Consider the following 5,489-nt stretch of genomic DNA (forward strand, 5'->3'; position numbering starts at 1 on the left):
GGTGTGGGGTGTGGGGTGTGGGGGAAGAAATAGCCCCAACAATTAGCGGTTCACAAGCCCCGTTCATAAGGCGGGATTGCATTGGTCGGGGTAACAAGCCTTTGCATTGTTAATGCATCGGCTTGCAATGTTAATGCATAGGTCTGCATTGTTAATGCATGGGTCTGCATTATTAATGCATCGCGTTACATTGTTAATGCATCGGCTTGCAATGTTAATGTATTGGTCTGCATTGTTAATGCATCGCGTTACATTGTGATTGCATCGATTGACAAAAATAAAGGTACTCTAAACACTCTTAGGCAAGAGTATGCCGATCTCAACTAGCGCCAGCAGTAACAATGGTTGCTTGTTTTCACCTTTGCATATCTTGAAAGACAGCGATCGCTCTGAGTAAAGTTAAAGCTTTTCTAATCTTGCTTGGGTTTTGGCCTTTTCCTGCCAAACAAATTAGTCATACTTAGCCCAGTAACTAACAACCCTAATAGTCCTAATCCGTTCAAAATCGGGTAAATTCCCTCCAAACCAAAAATTTCACCGCGATGAATTGAAAGTAGTAGACTACGCGGAACTCCAAGGTTAGCTGACCACTCACCTACCAGTGTAACTGCAATACCAGTTAGCAACGTTACGGCAAGTGGTATTGCAAGGATAATCGCTAGAGTACGGTGGTACTTGCGAAACGAACGCATTATCAAAGGTCTCCAACGGAAGTTATGTTAGTTATCGCAAAGAGCATATAGATTAGGACATTTTAAAAGCGTGAATGTCAAAAATAATCATGTTTTTACCTTTTGCTTTCTGCTTTCTCTCACTTTTTAGAAACAGTAGCAATGTTTGTATCAAGTGTTTGTAACCCATTAAGAGCTTTTGCTTTATCTTTTGCTTTGATTGCGCTCTTGACTTGAGTTGCAGTATCTTCAATTGTATTATAGGTTTTTGAAGACTTAGCTTTGACACCATCCTCAACTTTAGACCAAGAGTTTTCAAACTTGTCAAATTCCTGTTGGGCTTTGTTAAAGTTTCCTGCTGTTACCGCAGTCTTTGTATTGGAAACTACACTGACTAAAGGTTGAAAACCTCCTTGCGTAGTTCCAGGAGTTGCAGATACTGTTTTTCCTCCAGTCGTTTCAGTGGTAGCAGGAGTCTGAGTACTGGATTGTTGGGCGTTGTTGCATCCTACTAATGTCAGTAAGCTAATTGCAGTTACGGGAATGATGTAGATTAAGCGTTTCATGATAACTCTCCAAAAAATTTAGCAAGCGTTTGCAAATGCTCTAAGGTTTGCTTGCAAATTTCATTTTTGTACCATAGTTTTGCCGCCCTTTAGACAAAACCTTTCTTCTTTTCTAAATTTTTAACTTTTCACGCATGTATAGCAGGAGGCAGGAGGCAGGAGGCAGGAGGCAGAAGGCAGGAGGCAGAAGGCAGGAGGCAGAAGGCAGAAGGCAGGAGGCAGGAGGCAGGAGGAAAAGTCTTACTATTCCCAGCATTCAAGCTTTGAAAATGTCCTAAAGGGTGTGGTTACGCCTGTAACATTTTATAATACGCTTATACTTACGATTAAGTCGTAATTTCTGCTACAACAAGCGATCGCATTCGTAAAGCCACTATTATCTGGTTAAAATAGACCACAGACTTAAAAGCGGCTTCTACGCAGACGGTGTAACGAATCATTGTATGTGTTTATCTAATCTTGCGATTGACCGTGCTAACCTCACAGATGTGACTGGAATTCTGGAGTTAGCCCAAGCCAATGACGCAGAACATGGCGGTATGTTGTTGGGTCATCTTGAGCGTGAAGCAGTAAGTAAGACTATCTCTCAAATGCCCAGCGTTGTTGCCCGCAAAGATAATGAAGTTGTCGGATTTTTACTCAGTTGGTCAAAGACATCAACACAGATGCCAATTATAACCACAATGTTACAAGCCTACCCTGGCACAAAAGACGCTTATCTATACGGTCCCATCTGCGTCGAGGAAAATATGCGAGGGCAGGGTATTGCTGCGGCAATGTTTGCTAAGTTAAAAAATTATTTACCACAACGTCAAGGAATATTGTTCGTTAAAGCAAACAATGAAGCGTCGCTTCGCGCTCATCGCAAAATGGGAATGTGCCAGATGACAGAGTTTACATATCAAGGTACTAAGTTTTTGGTGTTTGCATATGATGGCTAAGTAATAAATATAACTTTAGCTAATCGAGAATTTCTCAGTAAATTTTAGTCATTAGTAATTATCAAGCGATCGCATACTTGATAAAAGATGTTACAGTTCAAGATCAATTTAGTAACGCACCATGTTTATCGGTGCGTTAAACCTTGCTATAACGCACCCGACAATTTAAGGTTTACTTTGTAAAATATCTCTAAAAAAAACGATACTTTGCTTTTGTTATAAATGTTTGAGTGAGTTTTTCACCTACTTGGCATCATCAAAAGCTATTATCAATGTATTCCTCCCTTCACGCTAGACATATGTTAGCTAGCAAGGGCGTATATTTGATTAGCTAGTTTCCCCAGCGTCAATAATAAATATGCAACCTTAGCTAAAAGGGATAAGGTTTTGCTAAAAGTAAAAGTTTATGGATAATCAATCACAATTACAGCCACCTGAAACCTTCCTTGCTCCACTATTGCAATTGCGAGATTACTATGCTCCACTTGTAGAAAAGTACGGACAGTTATACACACACGCTTTAGCAAATCTCAATCATGTAGAAGCGTTATTATCTAACTGGTCTTCTAGCTCAAACGCTAACGGCAACTTGCCAACAGATGAAGCGATCGCATCAAAAGTGAGCGCTCCCGTTCAAGAAAACCTGTTATTAGGCAATAACGATAATAGTTTAGAAACAAAAGTGAAGCAGGTAGAAACTGTTGCAAATCAACTGCCAACAACAGATAATTTACCTGATGCAAAACCAGATGTTACAGCGCCAATAGTCATTAGCGAACCAGCTGCTTCTGGAACAGAAATCTTGACAAATGACACAAGCGATCGCGGTAGTGATTTATCAGTAAACTTGCTAGAGCCTAACACTTCTCAAGTGCTAGAAACAGAGAATTTGTCTTCTACATCAGACAACGGCTTGCAGCCACCATCAGCATCAGAGGTCTTAGAGACACCAGAAGAAACTCAAGATAACTCGCTTTCTTGGTCAGAGATTCCAATGCTATCGGAGTATGAATCTCTCAACCGTACCGAAGCAATTCTACAGGTATTGGAAAAAAATGCTGGCACTGTTTGTCACATTGATTTTATTGTGCGATCGCTCTATGGAGAGTTAAAACCAGATGTTTTCAAAGTCGTAAAAGGTAGAGTTCATTCTACGTTGACTCGTGGTAGAGAAAACAGTAAATGGTCAATTGTTCCTGGCAAACCAGGCTCTTATACACTTTCCTTGAAATTACTCAACTCCAATCGGAATAATAGTTCTTCCAAGCAAAGCAAAAATAATAAACCTGACCCACGGGCAAAAACTAACCTGATTCCAATGCTTGGAGAATTTGAAGGACTATTTTTGATTGATGCACTTACCTCTTTGTTGGGACAAAATCCAGGCAAAGTTTTTAGTGTTGCAGAAGTTATCGAAGAATTATATGGAGAACTTGATGAATCAGATGTTAGAGAAGTTAAACCCAAAGTGCTGAATGAATTATCAAGAGGTCATCGTATAGGAAGATTCTCAAGAGTGCCGGACGAAATAGGACTTTATACCTGGGACGCTAAGTTGCTGCAACAAGCAAGCCATAGCTGAAATAGCGCAAGCCATAGACATCTGGTGAAATGATGTAAGGGCGAACGTAAGAGCGCCCCTACTAAGGATTTCGGGCAACGCAGAATTAACGAACGCTCCTATGTCTAATCGAGAATAGAGAAATTTTATGCAGACAGGCCATGAAGAGTGCTGAGTTAAAATACCGCGCCACTTGCGGGTGGGGCTTTTACCTTAGTGCGAAAGTGCGCTCGTCATCTTCTTGTTACTCAGCACTCAGCACTGAGTTTCGTAAATACAGTTACCTTTGCACGATAACTATATAATAATTATCACTAGCGATCGCTACATTGATAATGTTGTACCGAAAGCCAATAAACAAGCTGCAAAAATTTCTCCAAAAACCAAGTTTTTTGCATATAGGGATTTTTTTGACAATTCTCTTAGGTATCATGTTGTTCAGTTGGGTAGCATTCCCGCAGCAACCAGTTACCCTGAATATGTTAATTACTGCCCCTGATGCCCAACCTTGGAAGCAGGGTTTGATTAAAGACTTTGAGACCGAAAATCCAGGCATTCGCATTAACTTAGTTGAGGGGCCAAATGCGACAAATTTGCTTGAAGACCTGTATACATCATCTTTTATTTTAGGTGAATCCCCTTACGACCTAGTGAATCTGGATGTCATTTGGACACCCAAATTTGCTGCTGCTGGATGGTTGCTACCCTTGGACGATCGCATTTCCAAAGAAGAGTTAGCAGCATTTTCGCCCAAGGATGTAGAAGGGGGACGTTACCAGAACAAACTGTATAGAATTCCGATGCGTTCCGATGTGGGAATGCTTTACTACCGGGAAGATTTACTCAAAGAAGCAGGATTGCAACCACCAGAAACCTTTGAGGATTTAATGCGAATTTCCCAAGCCTTGCAGAAGAAAGACAAAGTAAATTGGGGCTATGTTTGGCAAGGCCGCCAGTATGAAGGACTCGTGGCGATGTTTGTGGAAGTCCTTAATGGCTTTGGTGGCTTCTGGGTTAATCCCGACACGCTTGAAGTAGGACTAGATCGACCAGAAACATTACGAGCTATTGAGTTTTTGCGTAGTACCATCAGCCAGGGCGTATCTCCTCCTGGAGTCACAACTTATCAAGAAGAAGACACTCGACGCTTGTTTCAAAGCGGTAAAGTGGCATTTTTACGCAGTTGGCCTTATGCATGGCCTTTAGCCCAAGAAAAAGGTTCGCCAATTCAAGGAAAAATTGCAATTAAACCCATGGTTCATGCTCCTGGTAAGACAGGAGCGGCTTGTCTAGGAGGCTGGGGTATAGGAATTGCTAAATCTTCTAAACACCCCGAACAAGCTTGGAAAGCAATTCATTACTTTACCAGCGAAAAGGCACAGCGCCGATTTATTTTGAGTGCAGGGTATGTGCCAAGCCGCCGGGATTTGTTTACAAATCCGGAAATTGTTGCCAAATATCCTCACTATCCACAATTATTGCAAGTCGTGGACAATGCAGTTTTGCGATCGCCCATCGCCCAATACGCCCAGACATCGGATATTTTGCAACGTTATCTCAGCGCCGCACTATCCGGTCGGCTCGATTCGGAACAAGCAATGAAAGCTGCTGCTAATGAAACGCGCCGACTGCTTGGGACTGGGGATAAGAGAGTGGGGGGACAAGGAGGATGAGGGAGATAAGGGAGCAGGGGGAGAAGGAAGAGAGCTGTCAGGGGATTGGTTGCACCAATAATTTTTCTTGCAGAAGC

At 41.9% G+C, this 5,489-nt stretch carries 5 protein-coding genes; 3 read left to right on the forward strand and 2 right to left on the reverse strand.

Features of this window, described 5'->3' with window-relative positions; translation table 11 throughout:
- Nucleotides 1-410: 410 nt before the first annotated feature.
- Nucleotides 411-692, reverse strand: a complete 282-nt coding sequence (locus tag I8752_RS20975) for a peptidase (RefSeq protein ID WP_214434224.1) — start codon at nucleotides 690-692, stop codon at nucleotides 411-413.
- A 119-nt stretch (nucleotides 693-811) separates the two neighbouring features.
- Nucleotides 812-1,237, reverse strand: a complete 426-nt coding sequence (locus I8752_RS20980) for a DUF4363 family protein (RefSeq protein WP_214434225.1) — start codon at nucleotides 1,235-1,237, stop codon at nucleotides 812-814.
- 443 nt (nucleotides 1,238-1,680) lie between these two features.
- Here I8752_RS20980 and I8752_RS20985 point away from each other — a divergent pair, with 443 nt between their 5' ends.
- The 3 genes from I8752_RS20985 to I8752_RS20995 all read left to right on the forward strand — a co-directional run bounded on the left by I8752_RS20985 (nucleotide 1,681) and on the right by I8752_RS20995 (nucleotide 5,412).
- Complete coding sequence (locus tag I8752_RS20985) at nucleotides 1,681-2,178, forward strand: GNAT family N-acetyltransferase (protein WP_214434226.1); 498 nt, start codon at nucleotides 1,681-1,683, stop codon at nucleotides 2,176-2,178.
- A 406-nt stretch (nucleotides 2,179-2,584) separates the two neighbouring features.
- Entirely contained in the window at nucleotides 2,585-3,760 is a 1,176-nt protein-coding gene (locus I8752_RS20990) for a hypothetical protein (RefSeq protein WP_214434227.1), read from the forward strand.
- A gap of 314 nt (nucleotides 3,761-4,074) precedes the next feature.
- Entirely contained in the window at nucleotides 4,075-5,412 is a 1,338-nt protein-coding gene (locus tag I8752_RS20995) for an ABC transporter substrate-binding protein (RefSeq protein ID WP_214434228.1), read from the forward strand.
- Nucleotides 5,413-5,489: the final 77 nt, after the last annotated feature.

It is taken from the genome of Dendronalium phyllosphericum CENA369, assembly GCF_016056275.1.
Classification (GTDB): domain Bacteria; phylum Cyanobacteriota; class Cyanobacteriia; order Cyanobacteriales; family Nostocaceae; genus Dendronalium; species Dendronalium phyllosphericum.

Excerpts from the sequence above, each read along its gene's own strand:
- I8752_RS20975 (WP_214434224.1), bottom strand. The coding sequence starts at position 692 with ATGCGTTCGTTTCGCAAGTACCACCGTACTCTAGCGATTATCCTTGCA.
- I8752_RS20980 (WP_214434225.1), bottom strand. The coding sequence starts at position 1,237 with ATGAAACGCTTAATCTACATCATTCCCGTAACTGCAATTAGCTTACTG.
- I8752_RS20985 (WP_214434226.1), top strand. The coding sequence starts at position 1,681 with ATGTGTTTATCTAATCTTGCGATTGACCGTGCTAACCTCACAGATGTG.
- I8752_RS20990 (WP_214434227.1), top strand. The coding sequence starts at position 2,585 with ATGGATAATCAATCACAATTACAGCCACCTGAAACCTTCCTTGCTCCA.
- I8752_RS20995 (WP_214434228.1), top strand. The coding sequence starts at position 4,075 with ATGTTGTACCGAAAGCCAATAAACAAGCTGCAAAAATTTCTCCAAAAA.